At 63.9% G+C, this 21,765-nt stretch carries 22 protein-coding genes and 1 pseudogene; 15 read left to right on the forward strand and 8 right to left on the reverse strand.

What is annotated here, in order from left to right:
• Positions 1–3 precede the first annotated feature (3 nt).
• The 6 genes from LO787_RS20145 (at position 4) to LO787_RS20170 (ending at position 5,531) form a co-directional block, all read left to right on the forward strand.
• Entirely contained in the window at positions 4–837 is an 834-nt protein-coding gene (locus LO787_RS20145; protein WP_232492766.1) for a 3-keto-disaccharide hydrolase, read from the forward strand.
• On the forward strand, positions 834–1,397 hold the full coding sequence (locus tag LO787_RS20150; protein ID WP_232496379.1) for a gluconate 2-dehydrogenase subunit 3 family protein: 564 nt from the start codon (positions 834–836) through the stop codon (positions 1,395–1,397). Before LO787_RS20145 ends, LO787_RS20150 begins: the two co-directional genes overlap by 4 nt.
• The gene (locus tag LO787_RS20155) at positions 1,394–2,239 is read left to right on the forward strand and encodes a sugar phosphate isomerase/epimerase family protein (RefSeq protein ID WP_232492767.1); all 846 of its coding nucleotides are present in this window, start codon (positions 1,394–1,396) and stop codon (positions 2,237–2,239) included. Before LO787_RS20150 ends, LO787_RS20155 begins: the two co-directional genes overlap by 4 nt.
• Before the next feature lie 46 nt (positions 2,240–2,285).
• The gene (locus LO787_RS20160) at positions 2,286–3,968 is read left to right on the forward strand and encodes a GMC family oxidoreductase (protein ID WP_232492768.1); all 1,683 of its coding nucleotides are present in this window, start codon (positions 2,286–2,288) and stop codon (positions 3,966–3,968) included.
• A 70-nt stretch (positions 3,969–4,038) separates the two neighbouring features.
• Entirely contained in the window at positions 4,039–5,076 is a 1,038-nt protein-coding gene (locus LO787_RS20165) for a LacI family DNA-binding transcriptional regulator (protein WP_232492769.1), read from the forward strand.
• A 95-nt stretch (positions 5,077–5,171) separates the two neighbouring features.
• Positions 5,172–5,531, forward strand: coding sequence for a Dabb family protein (locus LO787_RS20170; RefSeq protein ID WP_232492770.1), 360 nt, complete (start codon positions 5,172–5,174; stop codon positions 5,529–5,531).
• Positions 5,532–5,593: 62 nt separating this feature from the next.
• Here LO787_RS20170 and LO787_RS20175 read toward each other — a convergent pair whose 3' ends face one another.
• Entirely contained in the window at positions 5,594–6,517 is a 924-nt protein-coding gene (locus LO787_RS20175) for a formylglycine-generating enzyme family protein (protein ID WP_232496380.1), read from the reverse strand.
• An 817-nt stretch (positions 6,518–7,334) separates the two neighbouring features.
• Between LO787_RS20175 and LO787_RS20180 the strand changes: the two genes are divergently transcribed.
• Positions 7,335–9,392, forward strand: coding sequence for an AsmA family protein (locus LO787_RS20180; RefSeq protein ID WP_232492771.1), 2,058 nt, complete (start codon positions 7,335–7,337; stop codon positions 9,390–9,392).
• A gap of 11 nt (positions 9,393–9,403) precedes the next feature.
• Here LO787_RS20180 and LO787_RS20185 read toward each other — a convergent pair whose 3' ends face one another.
• The 3 genes from LO787_RS20185 to LO787_RS20195 all read right to left on the reverse strand — a co-directional run bounded on the left by LO787_RS20185 (position 9,404) and on the right by LO787_RS20195 (position 13,162).
• The gene (locus LO787_RS20185; protein ID WP_232492772.1) at positions 9,404–10,543 is read right to left on the reverse strand and encodes a GGDEF domain-containing protein; all 1,140 of its coding nucleotides are present in this window, start codon (positions 10,541–10,543) and stop codon (positions 9,404–9,406) included.
• A 171-nt stretch (positions 10,544–10,714) separates the two neighbouring features.
• Complete coding sequence (locus tag LO787_RS20190; RefSeq protein ID WP_232492773.1) at positions 10,715–11,443, reverse strand: extensin-like domain-containing protein; 729 nt, start codon at positions 11,441–11,443, stop codon at positions 10,715–10,717.
• Positions 11,444–11,527: 84 nt separating this feature from the next.
• Positions 11,528–13,162, reverse strand: coding sequence for a DUF5597 domain-containing protein (locus LO787_RS20195; RefSeq protein ID WP_232492774.1), 1,635 nt, complete (start codon positions 13,160–13,162; stop codon positions 11,528–11,530).
• Positions 13,163–13,422: 260 nt separating this feature from the next.
• Between LO787_RS20195 and LO787_RS20200 the strand changes: the two genes are divergently transcribed.
• Positions 13,423–13,575, forward strand: coding sequence for a hypothetical protein (locus LO787_RS20200; protein ID WP_232492775.1), 153 nt, complete (start codon positions 13,423–13,425; stop codon positions 13,573–13,575).
• Positions 13,576–13,704: 129 nt separating this feature from the next.
• Here LO787_RS20200 and LO787_RS20205 read toward each other — a convergent pair whose 3' ends face one another.
• Positions 13,705–14,007 (reverse strand): hypothetical protein, encoded by a 303-nt coding sequence (locus LO787_RS20205; protein ID WP_232492776.1) that lies wholly within the window; start codon positions 14,005–14,007, stop codon positions 13,705–13,707.
• A 233-nt stretch (positions 14,008–14,240) separates the two neighbouring features.
• Here LO787_RS20205 and LO787_RS20210 point away from each other — a divergent pair, with 233 nt between their 5' ends.
• From LO787_RS20210 to LO787_RS20220, 3 genes are all read left to right on the forward strand, one after another.
• On the forward strand, positions 14,241–14,486 hold the full coding sequence (locus LO787_RS20210; protein ID WP_232492777.1) for a hypothetical protein: 246 nt from the start codon (positions 14,241–14,243) through the stop codon (positions 14,484–14,486).
• Positions 14,487–14,983: 497 nt separating this feature from the next.
• Positions 14,984–15,340 carry a hypothetical protein gene (locus LO787_RS20215; protein ID WP_232492778.1) on the forward strand — a complete coding sequence of 119 codons (357 nt, stop codon included), beginning with the start codon at positions 14,984–14,986 and terminating at the stop codon, positions 15,338–15,340.
• A 211-nt stretch (positions 15,341–15,551) separates the two neighbouring features.
• The gene (locus tag LO787_RS20220; protein WP_232492779.1) at positions 15,552–16,058 is read left to right on the forward strand and encodes a hypothetical protein; all 507 of its coding nucleotides are present in this window, start codon (positions 15,552–15,554) and stop codon (positions 16,056–16,058) included.
• Positions 16,059–16,065: 7 nt separating this feature from the next.
• Here the strand turns inward: LO787_RS20220 and LO787_RS20225 are convergent, their stop codons facing one another.
• The 3 genes from LO787_RS20225 to LO787_RS20235 form a co-directional block, all read right to left on the reverse strand.
• Entirely contained in the window at positions 16,066–16,908 is an 843-nt protein-coding gene (locus LO787_RS20225) for an SDR family NAD(P)-dependent oxidoreductase (RefSeq protein WP_232492780.1), read from the reverse strand.
• Positions 16,909–17,147: 239 nt separating this feature from the next.
• Entirely contained in the window at positions 17,148–17,951 is an 804-nt protein-coding gene (locus LO787_RS20230; RefSeq protein WP_232492781.1) for an SDR family oxidoreductase, read from the reverse strand.
• Between the two features lie 48 nt (positions 17,952–17,999).
• Positions 18,000–18,404, reverse strand: a complete 405-nt coding sequence (locus LO787_RS20235) for a GlcG/HbpS family heme-binding protein (RefSeq protein ID WP_232492782.1) — start codon at positions 18,402–18,404, stop codon at positions 18,000–18,002.
• Positions 18,405–18,512: 108 nt separating this feature from the next.
• On the opposite strand from LO787_RS20235, the gene LO787_RS20240 reads away from it, so the two are divergent.
• The 4 genes and pseudogenes from LO787_RS20240 (at position 18,513) to LO787_RS20255 (ending at position 21,755) form a co-directional block, all read left to right on the forward strand.
• Positions 18,513–19,406, forward strand: a complete 894-nt coding sequence (locus LO787_RS20240; protein WP_232492783.1) for a LysR family transcriptional regulator — start codon at positions 18,513–18,515, stop codon at positions 19,404–19,406.
• Positions 19,407–19,558: 152 nt separating this feature from the next.
• Positions 19,559–20,002 carry a MarR family transcriptional regulator gene (locus LO787_RS20245; RefSeq protein WP_232492784.1) on the forward strand — a complete coding sequence of 148 codons (444 nt, stop codon included), beginning with the start codon at positions 19,559–19,561 and terminating at the stop codon, positions 20,000–20,002.
• A 487-nt stretch (positions 20,003–20,489) separates the two neighbouring features.
• On the forward strand, positions 20,490–21,320 hold the full coding sequence (locus tag LO787_RS20250; RefSeq protein ID WP_232492785.1) for a 23S rRNA (adenine(2030)-N(6))-methyltransferase RlmJ: 831 nt from the start codon (positions 20,490–20,492) through the stop codon (positions 21,318–21,320).
• A gap of 115 nt (positions 21,321–21,435) precedes the next feature.
• Positions 21,436–21,755: pseudogene (locus LO787_RS20255) on the forward strand (hypothetical protein).
• Positions 21,756–21,765 lie beyond the last annotated feature (10 nt).

Raw genomic sequence — 21,765 nt, forward strand, 5'->3', positions numbered from 1 at the left:
AGGATGAAAGCAGTTCGCATCGCGATGGCCGGCGCCATCCTTATCGGCGCACCGGCGCAATCGCAGGGGCCGGTGGACGGCAAGCTGGGGTTCCGAGACACGCCGATCCTGCCGGGCGGCAAGTGGCACGTCCATGATCCCGATCGCCCCGCACCCGCGGTCGTCTCGCCTGCCGCGACGCCGGGTGGAGCGCCGTCGGACGCCATCGTCCTGTTCGACGGGAAATCGATGGACGCCTGGCATGGCGAGCGCGGTCCGTGGACGCTGGGCAAGGGCGTGATGACCGTCCCCTCGCGCGCGTCGAGCGGCGGCGAGAACAACCTGATCTCGAAGCAGGAATTCGGCGACGTGCAGTTGCATCTGGAATTCCGGTCGCCCAATCCGCCGACCAAAAGCTCTCAGGATCGCGGCAACAGCGGCATCTGGTTCATGCAGCGCTACGAGGTGCAGATCCTCGACGGCTATCGCAATCCCACTTACGCCGACGGCACGGTCGGCTCGGTCTATGCGTGGAAGCCGCCGCTGGTGAACCCATCGCGCCCGCCGGGCGAATGGCAGAGCTACGACATCATCTTCGAGCGGCCGCGTTTTGCCGCCGACGGCAAGCTGGTGCGGCCCGCCTATGTCACCGCGCTGCTCAACGGCGTTCTGGTGCAGAACCATCAGGCGATGCTGGGGACCACGGCCTGGCGCAAGATCGCCCAGTATCAGGCCCATGCCGACAAGGCGCCGATCCAGTTGCAGGATCACGACAGCCCGGTGTCGTTTCGCAACATCTGGGTCCGCCCGCTGCCGGAAGAGGCCATCGCACAGGACTTGAAGGGAGCAGCGCAATAATGGATCGCAGACAAGCATTGGGCGGCATGGTCGCCATGTTCGGGACCGCGCTGTTCGCACCGCTGGCACGCGCGGCCGGTGTCATTCCCCCCGGCGCGGTGATCGATCAAGGCGCTCCCCGGCTGCAACTGTTCACGCCCGACCAGCGGGCGCTGATGACGGCATTGTCCGAACGGATCCTGCCGACGACCGACACCCCCGGCGCGATCGAGGCGGGCGTTCCCGCCTATATCGAAAAGCTGCTGGCCGACTGGTCCTTCGCCGAAGATCGCGAGCCGATCCTGTCGGGCCTCGCTCAGATCGATGCGCGCTGCTGGCAGGACTACAAGGTTCCGGGGGTGAAAGCCTCGCCCGAACAGCACGATGCCCTGCTCACCCTGGCGATGAACGACGAGATTCCGGGCGGCGAGGAGTTCTTCGAGGCGTTCCGGCAGATGGTGATCGTCGGCTATTACACGTCCGAGATCGGGATCACGCAGGAACGCGAATACCTGCCCGTGCCGGGTGAATACAACGGCGCCTTCCCCTATTCCCAGGTCAACAAGGTCTACTCATCATGATCGTCAACCGTCGCACAATGATGCTGGGCGCGGGCGGCATGGCCGCGCTCGCCGCGGTCCCGTTCGGGGCCCATGCCGCAAGGGCCGGTAGAATTTCCAGCATCGGTCTGCAACTCTACACCGTGCGCGAACTGTTCGCCGCCGATCCCGTCGCCACGCTGGAGAAGGTCGCCAAGGTCGGCTACCGCGAAGTCGAATTCGGCGGTGGCGGCTATGACACGATGGACCATCGCCTGCTGCGCAGCACCATGGACCGGCTGGGCCTCAAATGCCCGTCGCTGCACATCGGGTACGACGCGCTGCTCGACAAGTTCGACGCCTGCGTGGCGATGGCGAAGACGCTGGGCGCAACGACCGTCGTCCTGCCCTACATGGTCGACAAGCATCGCAATGCGCAGGCATGGGACGCCGCGCTGGTCAACATCAACCGCTTCGGCAAGCAACTCAAGGCGGCAGGCCTCGGCTTCGCCTATCACAATCACGACTTCGAATTCACCGTCAGGCCCGAGGGCGTCAGCCTGTTCGACCGGCTGGTGAAGGCCTGCGATCCCGAACTGGTGAAGATCGAACTCGACCTCTACTGGGCCATCCACGCCGGGCAGGATCCCAAGGCGCTGATCCGCAGCCTTCCGGGGCGCATCTATTCCTATCACGTCAAGGACATGCGCCCGGATCGCAGCATGACATCGGTCGGCAGCGGCACGATCGACTTCGCGGGCATCTTCAAGCTCAATGCCATCGCCGACGCGCAGCATTTCTACGTCGAGAATGACGAGGCCCCCGCCCCCTATATTCCCGACATCACCAAGAGCTTCGAGACCCTGCGCGCCCTGCGCTTCTGACCCTTCACTCGGCCCCAGATATAAAAAGCTTCAAGAGAGGATCACCATGGCTTCGACGGACAGGTTCGATGCGATCGTCATCGGTTCGGGTATCAGCGGCGGCTGGGCTGCCAAGGAACTGACGGAAAAAGGGCTTCGCGTGCTGATGCTCGACCGTGGGCACATGGTCGAGCATGGCGAAGATTACACCTATGACGGTAAGCCCGCCTACGAAGTGCCTGCCCGCAACACCATGCCCGACCTGCTGAAGCAGAGCGACTACTTCATCGCGCAGCACGGCTATGTCGCGCCCAGCAATCAGGCCTTCTATAACAACGACCGTCTGAACCCCTACGACTATGCCGCGGGCAGCAAGTTCTACTGGATCCGCCCCGCCGCTGTCGGCGGCAAGTCGCTGATCTGGGGCCGCTGGAGCTTCCGCTGGAGCCCTGCCGACTTCGAAGCGAACAAGCGCGAAGGGATCGGCGGCGACTGGCCGATCCGCTACGAAGACCTTGCGCCATGGTACAGCTATGTCGAGAAATACATCGGCGTATCGGGATCGCGCGAGAAGCTGCCTTATCTGCCGGACAGTGAGTTCCAGCCGCCGATGCCGATGAACGTCGCGGAGAAATGGATGAAACAGCGCCTAGAATCGCAGTTTCCGGGCCGCAAGCTCATCAACGCCCGCCTGTCCAACATGACCGAGGACAAGCCCGAGCAGAACCGCACCAAATGTCAGCTGCGCAACCAGTGCAGCAACGGCTGCTCGTTCGGCGCCTATTTCTCGACGCAGGCCGTCACGCTCCCCGCCGCGCGCGCGACCGGACGGCTGACGCTGCGTTCCAATGCGGTTGTCACCAATCTCGATTACGATCCGGCGACGAAGCGCGTGACCGGCGTGCGCCTGGTCGACACCGGGACCGGCCAGGCCGAGACCATCAGTGCCAGGCTGGTGTTCTTGTGCGCCTCAACGCTCGCATCGACGCAGATCCTGATGAACTCGCGCACCGAGGGCAGCGACAGGAGCCATTTCGACAGCAGTGGCACGCTGGGCCGCTACGTCATGGACCATATCTTCCGCGTCAGCGTCAAAGGCGACATCCCCGGCATGGAGGAGTTCATCGAATACGGGCGGCGGCCGGGCGGCATCTATGTCCCGCGCTTCCGCAACAACGGCGACGGCGAGGATGTCGGCTTCAGCCGCGGTTACGGCTATCAGGGCGGCGCCTATCGCGAGCCGTCGAAGCCGGTCGGCTTCGGTGCATCGATGAAGCACGGAATGCGCCGGTACGGTGGATGGAAGTTCGGCATGGGTGCCTTCGGCGAATGCCTGCCCTATGAGGACAACCATGTCGCGCTGAGCCCTGACAAACGCGACAGGTTCGGAATGCCGTTGATGCAGTTCAACGTGACCTTCCGCGACAACGAGATGCGCATGATGGCCGACGCGCGCGAACAGGGCGAGAAGATGCTGCGCGCCGCCGGACTCACCAATGTCGAGAGTTCGGTGAAGGAACATGTGCCGGGCGACGCCATCCACGAGATGGGCGGCGCCCGCATGGGCGCCGATCCGCGCGCCTCGGTGCTGAACAAGTGGAGCCAGGCCCATGACGCGACGAACCTGTTCGTCACCGACGGATCGCAGATGGCGTCGATTTCCTGCGTCAATCCGTCACTGACCTTCATGGCGCTTACTGCACGGGCGGTCGATCGCGCCGTCAAGGAGATGAAGGCCGGCAGGGTCTGACCCTGCCGCAGCCGTTTCGATCTCTGCAAGGCCGCCGCAAACACGCTATCAGGGAATGGGGAGGGAACTGATGGCGAAACGAAGAGAGAATGGCGTAACGATCCGGGCCGTCGCGCAGAAAGCCGGTGTTTCCGCCATGACGGTGTCCAACGTCATAAACGGTGCCGGCGGGGCCAGCGCGGCCACGGTTGCAACCGTCAGGGCGGCGATCGCCGAGTTGGGCTACATGCCCAACCTCGCGGCGCGGCGGCTCGCCAAGGCACGGGCGACTACGGTGGGTCTGCTCTACAGCAACCGGCGCACGCCGTTCCTCGATGCCGTGCTGGTCGGCGCGCTCCGCGCCACCAACGCCCACGGTCTGCAACTGATCCTGCGTGACGGCGATGGCGTGACCCGGGAGGAAGCGGAACGCATGGCGCAGGATCTGGTGCGCAGCGGGGCGGACGCGCTACTGCTCATCCCGCCCTTTGCCGAGCAGCTTGCCGGATCGGAGATATTGTCCACGCTGGGCGTTCCCCTCGCCGCGATCGCCACCGGCACGGCGATGCCGGGCGTCACGACGGTGCGGATCGACAACCAGGCAGCCATGATGGCCATCACTAAGCAGGTCATCGCCGAAGGCCACCACCGCATCGCCTATGTCGCCGGGCCGGACCATTACAGCGTGGTGGCCGCCAGGCTGGACGGCTTCCACGCTGCCATGCGCGACACGGAACTGCGCGAGGACGACAGCCTGATCGTGCAGCATGGCGAGTTCGACTATGCCTCCGGCGTAGCCGCTGCCAGAACATTGCTCTCCCGCGACGATCGCCCGACAGCGATCATCTGTAGCAGCGACGATCTGGCGGCGGGCGTGATCGCGCAGGCCAGCCATATGGGTCTCAGGCTGCCCCGGGATCTGACGGTGACGGGCTTCGACGACACGATCCTCGCCTCGCGCATCTGGCCGCCGCTGACCGTGGTTCGACAACCCGTGGAGGACATGGCCTTTCGTGCCGCCCAGTGCCTGATCGCATCTCTGGAAACCACGCCCGGCGCCGTTCGGGACGAGATCTTCGAGCATGCCATCGTGGCACGCGAGTCCATCGCGCCTGCCCCCGGCTCCTGACACGAGCCACATTCGATACTCACCGACAAGGAGACGACGCAATGGAAACAAGCAGAAGGGAAATGGCGGCTATGATCGCACTCGGAAGCGCAAGCATGGCCCTTTCCTCCGCTAGGGCGGCAACCCCGGCCAGCACGCCATCGCTGGTGCATCACGTCTTCTTCTGGCTGAAACGCCCCGGAGAGCAGGCCGATCGCAACCAACTCATCGCAGGGCTGCGCACATTGCGCGCCATCCCGGTCATCCGCGACCTGCAGATCGGCGTGCCTGCCCCCACCGAGGAGCGCTCCGTCGTCGACGCAAGCTACGACGTGTCGGAACTGATGTATTTCGACAATGCCGCCGACCAGAAGGCCTACCAGGATCACCCCATCCATCAGGCCTTCGTCAAGCAGTGCGAGCATCTGTGGCAGAAGGTGGTGGTCTACGACATGCAGGTCGTCCCGGGCCGGTAAAAGGCCGTCGGCTGCGCGACCGGGATCGAGCTATGGCCACGTCCCGGTCGATAATGCGGCAATCATCTCCGCACGCAGCGGAACCCGATATGCGAAGTCGACGTATCGACCATCTCGGGATGGCGTGCCGCAGGGCGATACCGCTGGCAGTAGTTTGCTGCGCACAAGTGCGACCCGCCCTTCAACACCTTGCGACCGATCCGGACGCCCGGCTGCGACGGATCGAAGCTGTCCTTGAGCCTTGCGCCGCGCGGGTTGCTGATCGTGCAGCAGGAGCCTCCGGACTTCTTCTTCCCGGTATCCGGCCGGTCGCTCCACCAGTCGCGCGTCCATTCCCAGGTATTGCCTATCATGTCGAACAGGCCGTAGCCGTTGGCGGGATAGGTTCCTGCCGGGGATGTGCGCTCCCAACCGTCCAGCAGTTGATTGGCGAAAGGGAACAGGCCCTGCCAGTAGTTCGCCAGCATTGCGCCCGCCGGCGCAAGCTCGTCGCCCCATGCGTAATCGGCGCCGTCAAGGCCCCCGCGCGCGGCAAACTCGAACTCAGCCTCGGTCGGCAGATCCTTTTCCGCCCACCGGGCATAGGCTTCGGCATCGGCATACGCGACCTGGACCACCGGGTGGTCCCAAAGCCCTAGACTGTCGAGATCGCTGTCCGGTCCCAGCGGATGACGCCAATCCGCACCAAAGTCGAACCGCCACCAGTTCGCGGGGTTTCCGGTGTCCACGGGAACCGCAGTCTTGTGGAAGACCAGCGAACCGGCCTGTACCATTTCCGGCGCCAGGCCGGGATACTGGACAGGATCGGGCGCGATCTCGGCAACGGTGCGATGGCCGGTAGCCGCCACGAATTCGGCGAACTGTCGGTTGGTGACCGGCAGGGCGTCGATCCAGAACCCATTCACCGATACACGGCGCACTGGTGCTTCTTCGGGGTAGAAATTCTCCGAACCCATGGAAAAAGCGCCGCCCGGTATCCAGACCATTCCGGCGGAAACCGAAACCCCGGTATCCGCTGCCCCGCTTTCATTGCGCAAACTCGTCACCCGCTCTCCTGTTCGGCAGCCAGCCTAGCCGCGATCGGTATGCCCGGCAACGCGCCGGACGCAACCACACCTTTTCTGATCTATCATTATAGTTGAGTTAGCGCCCACCCCACTCGTGCGGTCGCTGCCGCACGCATGTCGGAACACCCAGGGGGTATCGGGCCGAGTTCACCATTGTCGTCAAAGCTGGCCTTTCTGAATGCGTCTCTGGCGACGTTGCCCTTGCTAGCGCTTTGCCATCCCTCCGTCGTCGCCGCGCAAGTCGCTGACGCAGGCGCCGAAGCCGAGCAGGGCGACATCGTCGTCATGCGGCGCAGCAGGGACCCGGAAACTTTCTACGGCAACCCGATCGGCACAAGGCCGCATCACCAGTTGTGCGAGCTTGCCCGTGACCCCGGCGAAACGCGCGATCTGGCCTCCGAGCAGCCCAAGTGCGACGGCTGGCCACACAGTGGGATCGATGGGCGGACAGGAGCAACGTCGATCCCTGGCTTGAGGCCTATGACCGCGGCTTGAGGGGAACCCGTCAGGACTGAGGCGGCGGCAGGGACGATCTGACGAAGGAGCAGCGCTCCGCTGCCATTGCATGGGGCTCGACAGGATCAGGTGCGCTCACCGTTTTCGATCAGCGATGCGAACTCACTCACTAGACCGCGCCGCGCAATTGCACGGCTAAGGCTTCGTCGATCAGCTCCTGCCGCAATCTAGCGCGTACCTCGCCTGAAACCAAAACCGGTACTCAAGCGATGTGGGCTTTATGAAAATGCCAGTCGCATCGGAGCCGCCTGAGCCAAGGCCATCCGCAAACCCGCGGTTCTGGCGTATCGTGCGCAATGTTCTGCTGATCGTGCTTGGCACGATATTCGCCGTCTGGTTGGTGCTGTTCATAACCAAGGGACGTTTCCTCAAGCACCCTTTCGAAAGCCTCGCCAGTTCACTGAGCGATCGGGAGGTCAAGGTCGGCGGCGATTTCCAGCTCTATTTCGCCCCGCTGCGCATGAAGTTTCTCGCCGAACAGTTGTCCGTGTCCAACCCGGACTGGGCCAGGGGGCGCACCCTTTTCGCCGCGCGGCGCATCGAGGCGAGGATCGCACCGCTTTCGCTGCTGTTCGGGCGGCGGCATCTCTATTCTCTCGAACTGAACCACGGTGTCGCCAATCTCGAATGGGACACTGCTCACAAGCGCAACACCTGGACCTTTGCCAAGAGCGGCGAAGGCAAGCCTTTCGAGATGCCGCGCATCGACAGGGCCGACATTGTCGGCACGCAGATCCACTACATCGATCCGCAGATGCCGCTCCGGGCAAACCTCACCATCGATCCGATCGCCGCGACCGATACCCGTATCGGCAAGGCGGTCGGCGTAAGCGGCGACGGAACCTTCCGTACCACCCCGTTCCGCCTTTCAGCCCGTCTCCTCTCTCCCGATGCAAGCATTTCCGGCGCGGAGAACCGGCTGCAAGCACGGGCCTGGGCCGCGAACAGCGTGATCGACGTATCGGGCACCCTGCCTGCTCTCACCGAGTTCGAGGGCGTTCCCCTGAACGTCGCCGCGCAGGGGCGCGACCTGTCGGACCTGCTCGCGGTGATCGACGTCGCCATCCCGCAGACGCGCCGCTACGCGCTGAAGGCCAGGCTCGTGAAGGACGCGCAGACTTACCGGTTCACCGGAATGACCGGCACGTTTGGTCAGTCCGACCTGTCGGGCAGCTTCACGGTGACCAATGAAGAGCGGCTGCGGCTCGACGCCACACTAGCGACCCGTCGCCTCGACATCATCGATGCAGCGCCGTTCATCGGCTATAACCCGGATGTCGTCGCATCCAAGGGTGCTGTCGCCGCCGCTGCGGCGACCGGAGCAGGACCACGGCGCATTCTTCCCGATGCTGCGCTACCGGTAGAAATGATGCAGCGCTTCGACGCCGGACTGGACTGGAAGATCGCGATTGTGCGCTCGAAGAACGTGCCGGTCTCAAACATCGCGCTCAAGCTGTCGCTGGACAAGGGGCGGCTGGCGCTCTCGCCGCTGACATTCTCGATGGCGCGGGGAGACGTGGTCTCGGACATGATCTTCGACACGCGCCAACGCCCCTCGGCGATACGCTACGACATCCGCCTTGCATCCACGCCGATGGGGCGTCTGCTCGCCGGCTATGGCGTGGCAGGCTCGGGCACCACCGGCACGATCCGCGGACGTATCGAGCTCGAAGGCAGAGGCGATACGATCCATGATTCACTCGCAACGTCGTCCGGCCGGATCGCCTTCGTCATGCCGCAGGGAACCTTGTGGACGCAAAACGCCCAGCTGGCCGAGCTCGACCTCGGCACTTTCGTATCCAAGATGTTTCAGGGCAAGTTGAAGAAGCCGATCGAGATCAATTGCGGCCTGCTGGCGTTTACGGTCCGGGGAGGAACCGCGACAGCCGACCCGATCCTGATCGACACCAGCAAGAACGTCGTCACCGGACGCGGAGGCTTCAGTTTCGGGACCGAGGCGGTGGACTTGGCGTTCCGCGCCGATGGCAAGAAGATCAGCCTTTTCTCCGGCCAGTCGCCGGTCGGACTGGTCGGTCATTTCGCCGAACCCAGGCTCGACGTCATCACGCCGCAACTGGTCGGCCGCGCCGGGGCGGGACTTGGGCTTGCGGTGCTTGCAACGCCGGCTGCCGGGCTACTGGCCTTCGTGGACCCGGGTGATGCCAAGGCAGCGGCCTGTGGCCCGGTCCTTGCCGCCGCCAAGGCCAGTGCCCAGCGCACGACCAAGGGGAAACCGCGCAACGATGTCGGCAATGGATCGCCGAAAAAGGACCGTTGAACGGGGGAATTCTAGGCTGCGACCCGGTCGCGCCCTGCGAGTTTAGCGGCGTAGAGTTGCTGGTCCGCGCGCTCGACCGCGCTGGCCAGCGTCTGGTCACTCGCCTCGACTTCGGTAAGCCCTATGCTCACGGTCCAGTTGAACGGCCCGAGGTCGCCGATCCTGGTCCTGACGGTCTGCACCAGCCTCTGGGCGGCGTGCGACGAAGCGTTCGGCATGATGATCAGGAACTCATCCCCGCCCATGCGAACCACCTGCCCTGCACAATCGAGTTCGCTGTCCTGCGTCGCAACGATCAGGGCATCGGCGAGCATCGCGAGCGTGGCGTCGCCTGCTGCGTGGCCAAAACGGTCATTGATCGATTTGAAATGGTCGATGTCGATGTGCGCCAACCAGGTGCCCGGCTTCAGATACTCATCGTGTGCGCCCGCCAGCCACGCGCGATTGTAGACGCCGGTCAATGCGTCGCGCCAACTGCTTTCCCGCATCGCCACAAGGGCTGCCTCCGCAGGCATCGCCAGCAGGCCGACGTTGAGCAGCATCAACAACAACTGGTCGGAAAGGAGGGCAATCACGGCCAAAGTGCTGGGCGTCGCAAAGTGCAGGATCTCGCCGACGATCGCGATGATATAGCAAGGGATGTAGGCCAACAGTGCGATTCCGGCGATGCGTCCGCCATATCCGTCAGGGACGGCCCTGCCAGCTTCCCGGATGATGTCAGCGCCGAAAACACCCATGCCCAGCGCAAGGCCCACTGCGGCGAGCGACTGTTCGCTTCCCTGCGGCATGGCGATCCCGACCATGGCCGCCATGTGAGGCAGCAGGAACCCGATCAGCGTCACTGCGGGAGGCACCGCCATCCACCAGCGCCAGAGCGGGCGCCCGGCAAAAAGCCGCACGCCCGTGCTCAGGGGAATATTCGACGCCGTAAGCACCGCGACCAGCAAGGACCGGACGAGCACATCGTCGGGCCGGTTGATCCATTCAAGCCCGGCCAGCGCAACGCAATAAAGCAGCAGGCTCGCCGCCCAATGGACGTTGTGGAACTGATCTTTCCGCCCGCGCCAGAGCGTCAGGAAAATGACGACGAACGTCGCGGACGCAAGCACGCTGCACAGGCGTAGAGTGGCGAGATCGATGGACGGCAGCATATCGTGTCGATCACATATGCGAGATTGGTTAAGATTGCACTTTCCGCTGGATTGCGCCGTTGAGCGCGTGCCCAAGCCGGACGGGCAGAACCAATGTTACGGCGCGGGTTTGCGTGCTCATCTCTGAATGACTGACAGAGTGCAGCCCCGCTTCCAGAAAACGACGCGAGCCTAGCGGCATGCGCTCCAACCTGCCGATCGGCGGGCCTGGTCGAGATGCAGATGGTCCGAGTGGGCGGAATTGTAGTCAGGCGAAAGCACCGTGGAAAAGCTGTCACAGGCGCTGTCGCGGGCCGCGTGAAGGAACATGGCCTCAGGCGCGGAAGGCGGTTTTTTCCAATCCCCCGAAACGCTTATGCGACGACCGTTGGCCAGGACGAAGGCGGCGATGTCGATGGCGTTGCCGGTGGCATGTTCGCTCCAGTTCCCGGTGTCTCCACCGCCGATCCTGCGGCAATTGGCGGTCCCCAGATGTTCGAGGCGCACGACCCGCTGCCCGAACATCGCTTCTGCCGCAGGCTGCACATCCCGGTGAAGCCAGCGGGCGAGACCGGCGTCGATAGCGCAGGTTCCCTGTGCTCCGGCGGGTCTCAGCGCGATATCGAAACGGGCCGGCGCAGCAAGAATCTTGCGGTCGTCACGACGGCACTGAACGGCACCTAGAGGGGGCAGAGCGGTGACTGTAATGCCGCTACGGCGCAGAAAGGCACGGCAGACATCGCGGTCATCGCGCAAAGCAGCGAACTTGCGGGCAGTCACCCAGGTGTCGGGCTGATCGATGGTGAGCGGCGCGCGTGGATCGTACTCGGGATGGTCGCCCAGCCACGCCCTGCCGAACAGGAGCGCGACCGCGATCAGGGCGATGACGACGAGGAAGCGAACAATTTTTTGCCAGGGCATGCAAGGCACAAGTCGTGCGCCGGACCTTCGTTGCCCGCATCAGCCGCCGGTGCCGGTTGCAGGTTGGACGAGGTGACGGGCCAGTCATTCCTGCTTCGTGGGATATGTCGCCAGCTTGACCCGCAGCATCTGCGGTGCGCCCGTGAAGTTGAGCCCCCAGTCCACCTGATCGCCGTTCCACACGCGCGCGAATTGCCAGTTGCCCTGCGCGTCGTAAGTGCCTTCCTCCACCCGGTCGAGGATGAGGTTGGCCGCGCCCGCATCGGCAAGCCCGAATTCCACCCGCGCGAAATAGCCGGTCACGAGATATTCGTCGGGCGCGAGGCGGGCGATGGCCACACCGCCGCTGGGGTAGGCATTGCCCTTCGGCGCGCCGTCGCCGAAGTCGCTGCTGCCGAAGCTGACGGTGGCCGTGTGGCGGCCCAGCCGGAGCACGCGGCGATGCCCTTCGGCCGGATCTTCCGGTTCCGCCGCGCCCCATGTCTGTCCCCCCAGGGCCAGCTTGGCCCAAAGTCGCCCGATCGGGCGGAACAGGGCATTGTTGGCGGCGAAGGGGACGATGGGCTGCCCCTCCAGCTTCGGAGTGGCCGGGAAGACCGGCAGATAGCGCGTGTAGTCGACGCCGAAAGGAGCCCAGCCGATGGCGCCGCGACCCACCGCCTCGAAGAAGAAGCGGGCGTATTCCCGTGCGTGCCCGGTTTCGGGCACGAAGAGCGCGTTGTCCGGGCGGTCGTAGGCGGCGAGGAAGCCGGTGTAGGCCTTGTGCGCCGGATTGTAGATGTCCGGCGCGACGAGGTCGAGGTGCGGCGCGGCAGCCTTGTAGACGTCGATCACGGTATTGGCCGGGCCGCCGCTGGCATAGCTCTTCGCGTCCTGCCAGGTGAACGGATCGCCGGGCAGCGCCGCATTGGCGTACATCGGCAGTGCCTTCTGCGCCTTGCCTGCCGCCGCCACCGCATCGATGTAGCGGGCGACGTGCCAGGCGTGGAAATAGAGATCGGCATCCCGACCGAACAGGGTCGCCCAGTTGCCCGCGGGCTTGTTCATGCGCCGCCGCAGGGCCTCGGGCACGGGCGCAGCGAAGGCCGCCTCGGCAGCGCGCGAATGATCCCGCGCCAGACCGTAGGAGCCCGCTTCGTTCTGCACCTGCATCATGATGACCGTGTTCTGCGGGTCGACCTCGCGCAAGTGGCGCATCAGGGCCGCGAAGGCCTTGCTGTCGGCCTTCAGCGTCTCGGCCCCGAAGGGCGACAGCGCGTAGTGGAGCGTTCCGTCAGGCCGCACCATGCGCGGGAAGCGGCGGTTGTCGAGCTTCACCCAGCGCGGCGCATATTGCGGATTGGTGTTCTTCCACGTCGCGAACCACAGCAGGACGAGCCTGAGGTTCCGGGCGCGGGCCTGTTCCAGCAGCGTGTCCACGATCGTGAAGTCGAAGCGGCCTTCCTCCGGCTCGATCTGCTCCCAGCCGACCGGAATCTCCACGGTATTGACGCCTAGCGCTTCCATGGCCGGCCACACGCGCGGCAGAGCGGCGGGCCATGCGCTTGAATTGTTGACCTGAGCGCCCAGTATCAGGAACGGCGCGCCATCGACCACAAGCGCGTGGCGGCCATGATTCTCGACGATATGCGGGATATCCGCATCCGCCCCGAACGACGCACCGGGCATCACCCACAGCGCCGCCGCCATACCCAGCATCATCCTGCCCAACCCGTTCATTGCTTGTCTCTTTCGTTTCGCCTGCTGCGGCACCCCGAACTCAAGGCGCGGAATGCCGCTCAGGATGATATCGCTATCATACCTGCATCCCAAACGACAATTCACGGCGGCACAGCGAGCATCACGAACATGGCACAGGGCCTCGACTTCCGGACAATACAGCCGGAACGGGTGCGATATTCAGCCTGTGAACCTTTCTGGGCATCGGCATTTGCACTTTCGATGTCACCATTGCCGGGTCGCAACGTGAGGAGCGCAATGTGCCCCCCGCCAGTAAGATCGAAGCCAGCAAGATCCAATTCTATCGCCGGGATTCCCGGGAACAGGACTGCCACAGCCTGTTGTGGATCGTGGGCCTCGACGCCGTCCTCTGGGTAGCCATCGGCCTCGGCGTCTGGGCATTCACGCGCTGAGATCGAGAAGGCCCGGCGCTCGTGCGAAGTCCGGGCCAGTTGGTACAGGGGCGTGGCCCTTCGGGTCGCATCCGAAGCCTGCGCTTCACACGTTACATGTTGACGATGGCCCGATTCTTCGCCCCAGTCTTACTGCTTGGACGCGAATGACAGCCGCTCGGCAGATCCGACCTTTTCATCGCCTGCGAACAGTGCGTCCAGTCGCTCGCAAACCTCGCGGCGGAAACTGGCTCGCGGGATCGGGCGCGGCGCCGTCAGTGCGATCTCATCCGCGATCGCATGTTTCACGCGGTCCACAGCCGCCTGATCGAGGACACCGACGGCGTTCAACTCCTTGCAGAGCTGCACCAGCCCCGCAGCGGTGGCCTGCGCACGCAACCCGATGTTCTTCAGATCATCGTGCATCCGGGCACTCTCGGTAGTCGCGGTCATCTGTCTCTCCTCTCGCTATGTCATTGATGTAACGCGCGAGAGGCCGGGAGTTCGCCCGAGGCCGAATGATTATGAGACCAGTGCGGCGGTGGGCAGGCAGCTTTAGGCCACTTGCCGCGCAGCACACCGACCGACGGCCATGGCCTGTCGCACGACCGATGCCGTTTGGCGCGACGTACATCGGCAATTCATCCGGCAAGGGGTTTCCATGGCTTCCAACCCCGGAGGTCTCGATGAAAATTCTCAAACTATCTCTTGCACTTGCAATGGCGGCCAGCAGCCTTGGCATGGCGGTCACCGCGGAAGCCCATCCGCGTGGCGATCGATATCGCTACGAGCAGCGACACTACGATCGGCACTACCGGGACCATCGTCGCTACGAACGGCCGAGGCATTGGAGCGACCGCCGGTATCGCGGCAATCATCGCCGTTGCTGGACGGAATGGCGTCACCACCGCAAGGTCCGCATCTGCCGCTGATCGCATTACCTGAAATGTCGGCGTGGACGATCCAGAACCCTGCCGGGCTTCTCGTCCTATCGTCCATGATCGGCACCCTCCCGCTGAGCGCTTGGCTCACGCCCACATCCAAGGGCCGCCAACATGGCATAAACATGGGTCAGGCTTCGCTGATTGCTTGATCCCGATGCCGCAGAAGCAGTCATCGCCCTCTGCCGTCGGCAACGAGTGGGACTTGGTCAAACCCACCATAGGTTCAGCCGCATGATCGGCTCCAAGCACCTTCCATGCGGCATGAAACCTGCCGTATCCACTGCCTGACGGTGCAGCCATCCCATCGGCACTGCAAGATGACCTTTCGTATAGAGTGAATAACGGCAATCCCATCACGATCTTGCAGGCAGAACCTGATGGAGATCGATATGGATTCTATTGCCAGTTCGATGAGATCGATAGACGCGCATCTCGCGATGTCTGAAGCCTGCACTATGGCAGCTCATGCCGCGCACAATCCTGGCTTGAATGCGCATCCCTGGACAGCGTCGCCGGATCAGGTGCTCCACGCCAACCTCCTGTCGATCTTCTGCCTCGGCGATCCCACGGGAATGCTGAAAGCGATCTGGCACAAGATGCCGGTGATCTACGAAGAGCATGGAGCCTCCGCCGGGCGGGAGGCGGTACTGAGAGCCGCAGAGCGTTTCCGCATGGCGATCGGCACCGCGCCCTGTCGGCCGGTCGGTCCGGTGATCGGCCATAGCGGCCTCTACATGCTGCGCTGGCAGGCGTATCATCCGGGCACTTATGTCGCATCCGGCTGCCATCTGGCCAATCTCCGGGACGGGCGGATCGACAGCCTCTACTCCGTCATCGACTGAGCTTCCCACCGCCGATTGCCTCTCTTTGCGCATCAATGAAGTGCCTATGGAGCGGATAATCGCGGAGCACGAACGGACCTATACAGTCGTGGTCAGCAACGCCGCTTCAGCAGGCCGATGGATGGCCAAGGGGGCGCTTGCCACTTCTGAAAACCGGGCACAGGGCGGCAGATGCCACCCCTGCATGCCTCAAGCTTTCGAGGATATTGCCATGTACCATGCCGGTCTAGAAGCATTCCTGCCCGCAAGCACGCTCGCCCTGAGCCCTCTCGAGCGCTCCGTGGTGTTCCTGTCCCGCAACGATCCGCTGTCTTCCGTTCCGGGGCAGAAGGGTTTCCGCGCATGGATCGGTCGTCACTTCGGCGGCGAACCGGTTAACGAACTCGCGGACCCGAAGCTGGAGGCTCTCCGGCGGCTCGCCGTGGTGCTGCGGCAGGACGCAGCACCGAGCGAACGTGTCCTGCGCGATTTCCTGCTGGCAGGGTACACCCGCGCCCACGCAGATCTGGTCGCCCGGATCGCACGTCAGGATCATCGCCCGCGCAAGGAGGGGCAGCCGAGCCGCGCCCAGTGGGCCATACTGCTCCTCCTCGCATTCGGAGCTTTTGCCGTCGTCCAGAGCATAGCGGACCAGATGCCGGTGAGCGTAATCGCCGGCGCCCTGGCTTTCGTGACTCTCGCCTCGCTCACTACCCCGCGCTCCGGACGCCGTTCGTGAGCGCCCGTTAACTCCGATCGTCAGGCGGGAAGTCGGTGGAAACCGAGACCTGCCGCCAGTCGCTGAGGATCACGGCGTCCGAGACATGCTTCGCTTCAATCGCCGCCACCGTGTCGCTGCCCAGCGGCAGGCGCACCGGCGGATTGGTCGCATCGGCGAACTCGATCAGCACCCGCGCCAGTCGCGAGGGGTCGCCCGGCTGGCTGTGGTTGAGCCCGGTCGCGACATTGCGGACGCGTCCTGCAGTCCCGGCATAGTCCTCGATGATCGTCGGGCTGACGCTCAGCGAGGTCGCATCGAGGAAATCGGTGCGGAAATAGCCGGGCTCGACGACCGTCACGTGGATGCCGAGCGGCTCCAGTTCGGCGTGGAGCGCTTCGGACAGGCCTTCGACCGCGAACTTGGTCGACGAATAGACCCCGAAGCCCGCTGCGCCGCGGTAGCCGCCGATCGACGAGATGTTGAGGATGCGGCCCGAACCGGCGGCGCGCATGTGCGGCAGCACGGCGCGGGTGACGTTGAGCAATCCGAACACGTTGGTGCGATAGACCGCCTCGACTTCCGCCGCGCTGGCTTCCTCGACTGCTCCCATCAGGCCGAAGCCGGCATTGTTGAGCAGCACGTCGATGCTGCCGAACCGGGCGATGGCTGCCTCCGCCGCAGCGACGGCCTGAGCCTCGTCGGTCACGTCGAGGGCGAGGGCCAGCAGGTTGGCCTGGTCGCCGAAGCGCTCGACGATCTGCCTCGGGTTGCGCGCGGTGGCGACTACGGCGTCGCCCTGCGCGAGTGCGCGTTCGGTGACGAGGGCGCCGAAGCCGCGCGACGCACCGGTGATGAACCATGTCTTCATGAGATGTCTCCTTTCGTGGGTGTTCAGGCGCCGGAGCCGGAAGTCGGTTTCGGCTGAAACCGGGATACTCTCCGGCGATTGGCGCGATAATTCGGTGAATGTTCCGGTCAGTGCTGAGTGAAATTCAGCACTGACCGGTGCAGGTGACGAAATGCTCCAGACGCGGGTGTTGCCGGTCGCAATTGTTCGTCCGAAGATGGTCGGAGCGGCGGTGGAAGAACCGCCGCTCCAGTGGATGTTCAGATCTCGGCGTCCCAGGCGGCGGCCTGCGCTTCCTTCAGCATGTCCTCGACCGCCTTGGGGCTGACGTTGCGGACCTTCCCGGTGTCGGCGGGGACGATCGCGATCATGCGGTCGATCATCTCCTGTGCGTCCATGTGGCCCATGGGCGAGGCGAGCAGCGCGTCGAAGGTGGCGCGCAGTTCGACGGGATCGGTGAAGTTCCTTTCCGCATCGAGCCAGCGGAACGCCGTGTCTGCCATCGTCTCGTTGTAGCCGGTGTAATAGGCGCGCGGATTGATCGTCTGGACCTTGATGCCGAACGGCGCGACTTCTTGGGCGATGGCTTCGGAGATCGATTCCAGCGCGTGCTTGGTCGAGACATAGGTGCCCCAGCCGGCCGGGGTGAACAGCCCGCCCATCGACGAGGTGAACACGATCTTGGCCTTCCTGCCCTGCGCGACCCACTTCCTGATGAAAGCCTGGGTCAGTTCGAGCGGCTTGAACACGTTGATCTCGTAGTTCTTGCGAACGAGGTCCATCGGGATCTCGCTGACCGGGCCGCTCTCGCCGTAACCGGCGTTGTTCCACAGCACGTCGATGTCGAAGGTCTCGATGAAGGCCATGTCGTAAGGATCGGTGAGGTCGAGCTTCTCGACGCGCAGATTGTCGAGGCCCAGCCTGGCGACCTTCTCGCGCAGCGCCGCGACCTGCGGGCTGATCTGCGCGGTGGCGATGATGGTGTGGCCGGCCTGTGCCATGCCGATGGCGGCGGCCTCGGCAAAGCCCGAGCCGGCGCCGGTGATGAGGATGGTCTTGGTCATGATACGGTCCTTTCAGTGCTTCGAGGGGTTGGTCGCGGGTTCGAGAATTCAGCCGATGAGCGCGGCGACCGCGGCTTCGGCTATTTCGAGATCCTGGGAGGGGGCACCGCCCGACACGCCGACCGCGCCGATTACGGTGCCGTCGGCGGCGATGATCGGCAGGCCTCCGGGAAAGGGCATCAGGCCGCCATTGCTGGCTTCGAGATTGTGCGCCGGGGCGCCCGGCTTGCAGTAGTCCCACACCGCTTCGCTGCTGATCTGGAACAGCGCCGAGGTGCGCGCCTTGCCGATCGAGACGTCGATCGAACCGAGCACCGCGCCGTCCATCCGGGCGAAAGCCTTGAGGTGGGCCGCAGCGTCGAGCACCGCGATATTGGCGGCGATATCGAGATCGTCTGCGCGGGCGGCGCCGGCGGCAATCATCGCTTCTGCCTGTGCAATCGTGAGGGTCATCGTCTTGCTCCTGCTTGCCGGTGTCCGGCTGACAGGAGCAATTTGCGCTGGTTTCATTCAGCCGATTAGCCGATGAGTTTTCCGATCAGTGCTGAGTGAGAATCAGTAATGCGCACCACGGACCTGTCAGAACTTGCCGCATTCGACGCGGTTGCGCGCCATCGCAGCTTCCGGCGGGCAAGCGAGGAACGTGGGGTCACCGCCTCGGCAATCAGCCATGCGGTTTCGAACCTTGAGGCGCGGGTCGGCATCCGGCTGCTGAACCGGACCACGCGCAGCGTGTCACTGACCGATGCGGGAGCCATGCTCCTGTCGCAGTTGTCGCCTGCGTTCGGTGACATCGGTTCGGCATTGGACGCGCTGAACCAGTTCCGTGACACGCCTTTCGGCAAGGTCCGGATCAACGCGCCCAATTCGATCGCACCTTTCGTGCTGGGACCGATGATCGGACCGCTTGTCGCCGCCAATCCCAACCTCGAGCTAGAGATCGTCGCGACCGACCGGCTCGTCGATATCGTCGAGGAAGGGTTCGATGCGGGCATCCGTTTGGGCGAGAGTCTGCGCGACGGGATGACGGCGGTAAGGATCAAACCGCGCCTGAAATTCGCGGTGGTCGGGTCGCCGGGCTATTTCGAGCGGCGTTCGATGCCCACCACCCCTGCAGACCTCTCCGACCACGTCTGCATTCGCAACATGTATCCCAGCGGGGTCGGCTATCCATGGTCATTTGGGCGCAACGGCGAGGAAATCGACGTCGAGGTCAAGGGGCCGGTCGCGCTGCACGACCAAGAGCTGATGATAGAAACCGCACTTGCCGGCGTCGCATTGGCCTATGTCTGGGAGGACCGGGCGCGGCCCTATGTCGAGAGCGGACGTCTCGTGTCCTGCCTGACCGACTGGATCGTGCCCGAAGACTGGCTCTACCTCTATTATCCGACGCGCCGGTATATTTCGGCGGGCCTGCGCGCCGTCATAGACGCTCTCAAGGTCGCAAGCAGTTGATGGACGAGATGTTGTCGCCCGGTCCTGGCCCAGACGACCGTTTCCCAAGGTTGCCGACGGCATGCCCAATCTTCACGCCGACAGATGAGGACCGCCCGACAAGGCACCGTGTCTTCATTTTTTTGACATGACGCAATTATATGGGGCAGCGCATGCCAGCACCCCATCGTCCCGAGATCATCCTCACCGAAGTCCAGAAGCGGATCATCCTCCAGTTGCGCATCGCGGGGCCTACCCCTCGCGTGCATCTGGCATCCATGCTGCGGATGAACACCGCATCGATGACCCGCATGACCCAGCAACTGGTGGCGATGGGCATGCTGGAGGAGTTGGGCGCATCCGACGCCTCGGCACGCGGGCGCCCCACTGTGCCGCTGGCGATCGCCGGGCGCGGCGGATGGTCCGCAGGCGCGACGGTCCATCCGGGGTGGCTGGAACTCGTCGTCATCGATTTCGCTGGTCAGCCAGTCTTCCATGACTCGATCCCGTTCGACGATCCCGACCCTCGCTACATTGAACCACAGCATGCCCTGAGCGAGGCGCTAAAATCTGGGCGCTGTCCCACTTATAGTGACGGGCAGTCCTTATGGGACTGACGCACGTTCCCCAATCTCGTGCAGGAGTCTGGCACCTCGGTGTCGCACCAGCCATCGAAGCGAAGTGATTGCCGAGAGCGGTGTGATTGCGCTCTACGTCAGTTGCGCGACACCGAGTGTTGTCAAGTTCGGCAATGCCGGACGGCCGCTTCATTGCTGAAGACACACGTCAAAGGCGAGATCTCGGAGCGACAGCATTTGTTCGCGAGCTGCCGGGATAGCAGGCGGACCGCACTTGGGGATCGATAATTGGCGACTCAACGGTAAGAACGGGTCGGTCGGTTTCCACCTCCAATGACGTTCGCTGAGGCAGGCTAGTAGCCTTGCGCCGAAACGCGATGTGGGACTCTATACGGGCACCGGATTGGCTACTTCAATCGCATCGCGCTAAGCTGCCGCGCCTAACAAGACAGCCACGATCATAACTTCGCTTTGCAGAAGGTTCAGCAGCTCGTCTAAAGGCCGAGCGTCTGGATTTTGAGTTACCATGAATTATCGCCATTCCTTCCACGCCGGCAACAGCGCCGATGTCGTCAAGCACAGCCTCCTGATCGCGCTGGTGCGCGCGTTGCAGCACAAGCCGGGCGCGCTCACCCTGATCGACACTCATGCCGGCTGCGGGCTGTACGACCTTGGCGGCGACGACGCGCAACGCACCGGCGAGGCCACACAGGGCGTGATGCGGGCCTTTGCCGACACGAACCCCTTGCTGCACGACTACCGCGCCGCCGTGCAGGCGGTGAATACCGGAGACGAACCCCGCCTGTACCCTGGCTCGCCGCAGTTCCTGGCGCAGCTCCTGCGCCAGCAGGACGCCCTGATCCTTAACGAAAAGCACCCGGCCGATGCCGCTACCCTGCGTGTCGCGATGCGGGGCACCGGCGCGGCCATACATGAACGCGACGCCTACGAACTCTGGCTGGCGATGGTGCCGCCCCGGACGCCTCGCGGCGTGGTCGTGGTCGACCCGCCCTATGAACAGACGGACGAGCGCGCGCGCATCACCGCCACCCTCGCCGCCGCCCACCGCAAATGGGCGCATGGCGTGACGGTGATCTGGTATCCGTTGAAGGACAGCGCCACGCACCAGCGGTGGAAGGCGCAGCTCCGCAAGCTCGGCATCCCGAAATTTCTGGTGGTGGAGCACTGGCTGTACGACAGCGAGCAGCCCGGCATCTACAACGGCGCAGGCCTCTTCATCGTCAATCCGCCCTACGCTTTCATGCAGGTGCTGCCGCCACTGCTGGAAGCGTCACGCGCGGCGCTGGCGCCCGAAGGGCACGAGGGCGAGATTTTGTGCGGTTGGCTGGACGACTGAGACAAGCCCCTCTTCCAATATGAGTTTTGCCGAGCCTTCAAGGAACTGAACGCGCATCGGGCCACGCGCACTGATGTGGGGTGGAGGCCTGCCGTCGGCATGCTAAAGGGGGGTCATAGTTCATAAACATGGCCGTGGTGGCACCGTCGAAAGCGATGGGCTCAAATATGACTGGGAGCTCCTTAGCGATCCCCAATTGCCCTCTTCCGATGGCGGGAAGGGCATGAGGGTTTCCCTGCGTCAGCACGACATGGCGCGGGAAGCGGTGCTGGAATTTCCGGCTCCAAAGCGTTTGCTGAAAGGGTTGCCGAAAGGGCGATTGCATATCAACGACACGATTGCCTCGCGAGGCGTGCGAGCAGCCTTGTCCGCTGGATGGGATCGACGTCGCGAGGCAAACCTATTGTATTCATGGTCGATGCCAACGGCGATTAGGCGGTTGCAA

The sequence above is a fragment of the Novosphingobium kaempferiae genome (assembly GCF_021227995.1).
In the GTDB taxonomy this organism is placed as follows: Bacteria; Pseudomonadota; Alphaproteobacteria; order Sphingomonadales; family Sphingomonadaceae; genus Novosphingobium; species Novosphingobium kaempferiae.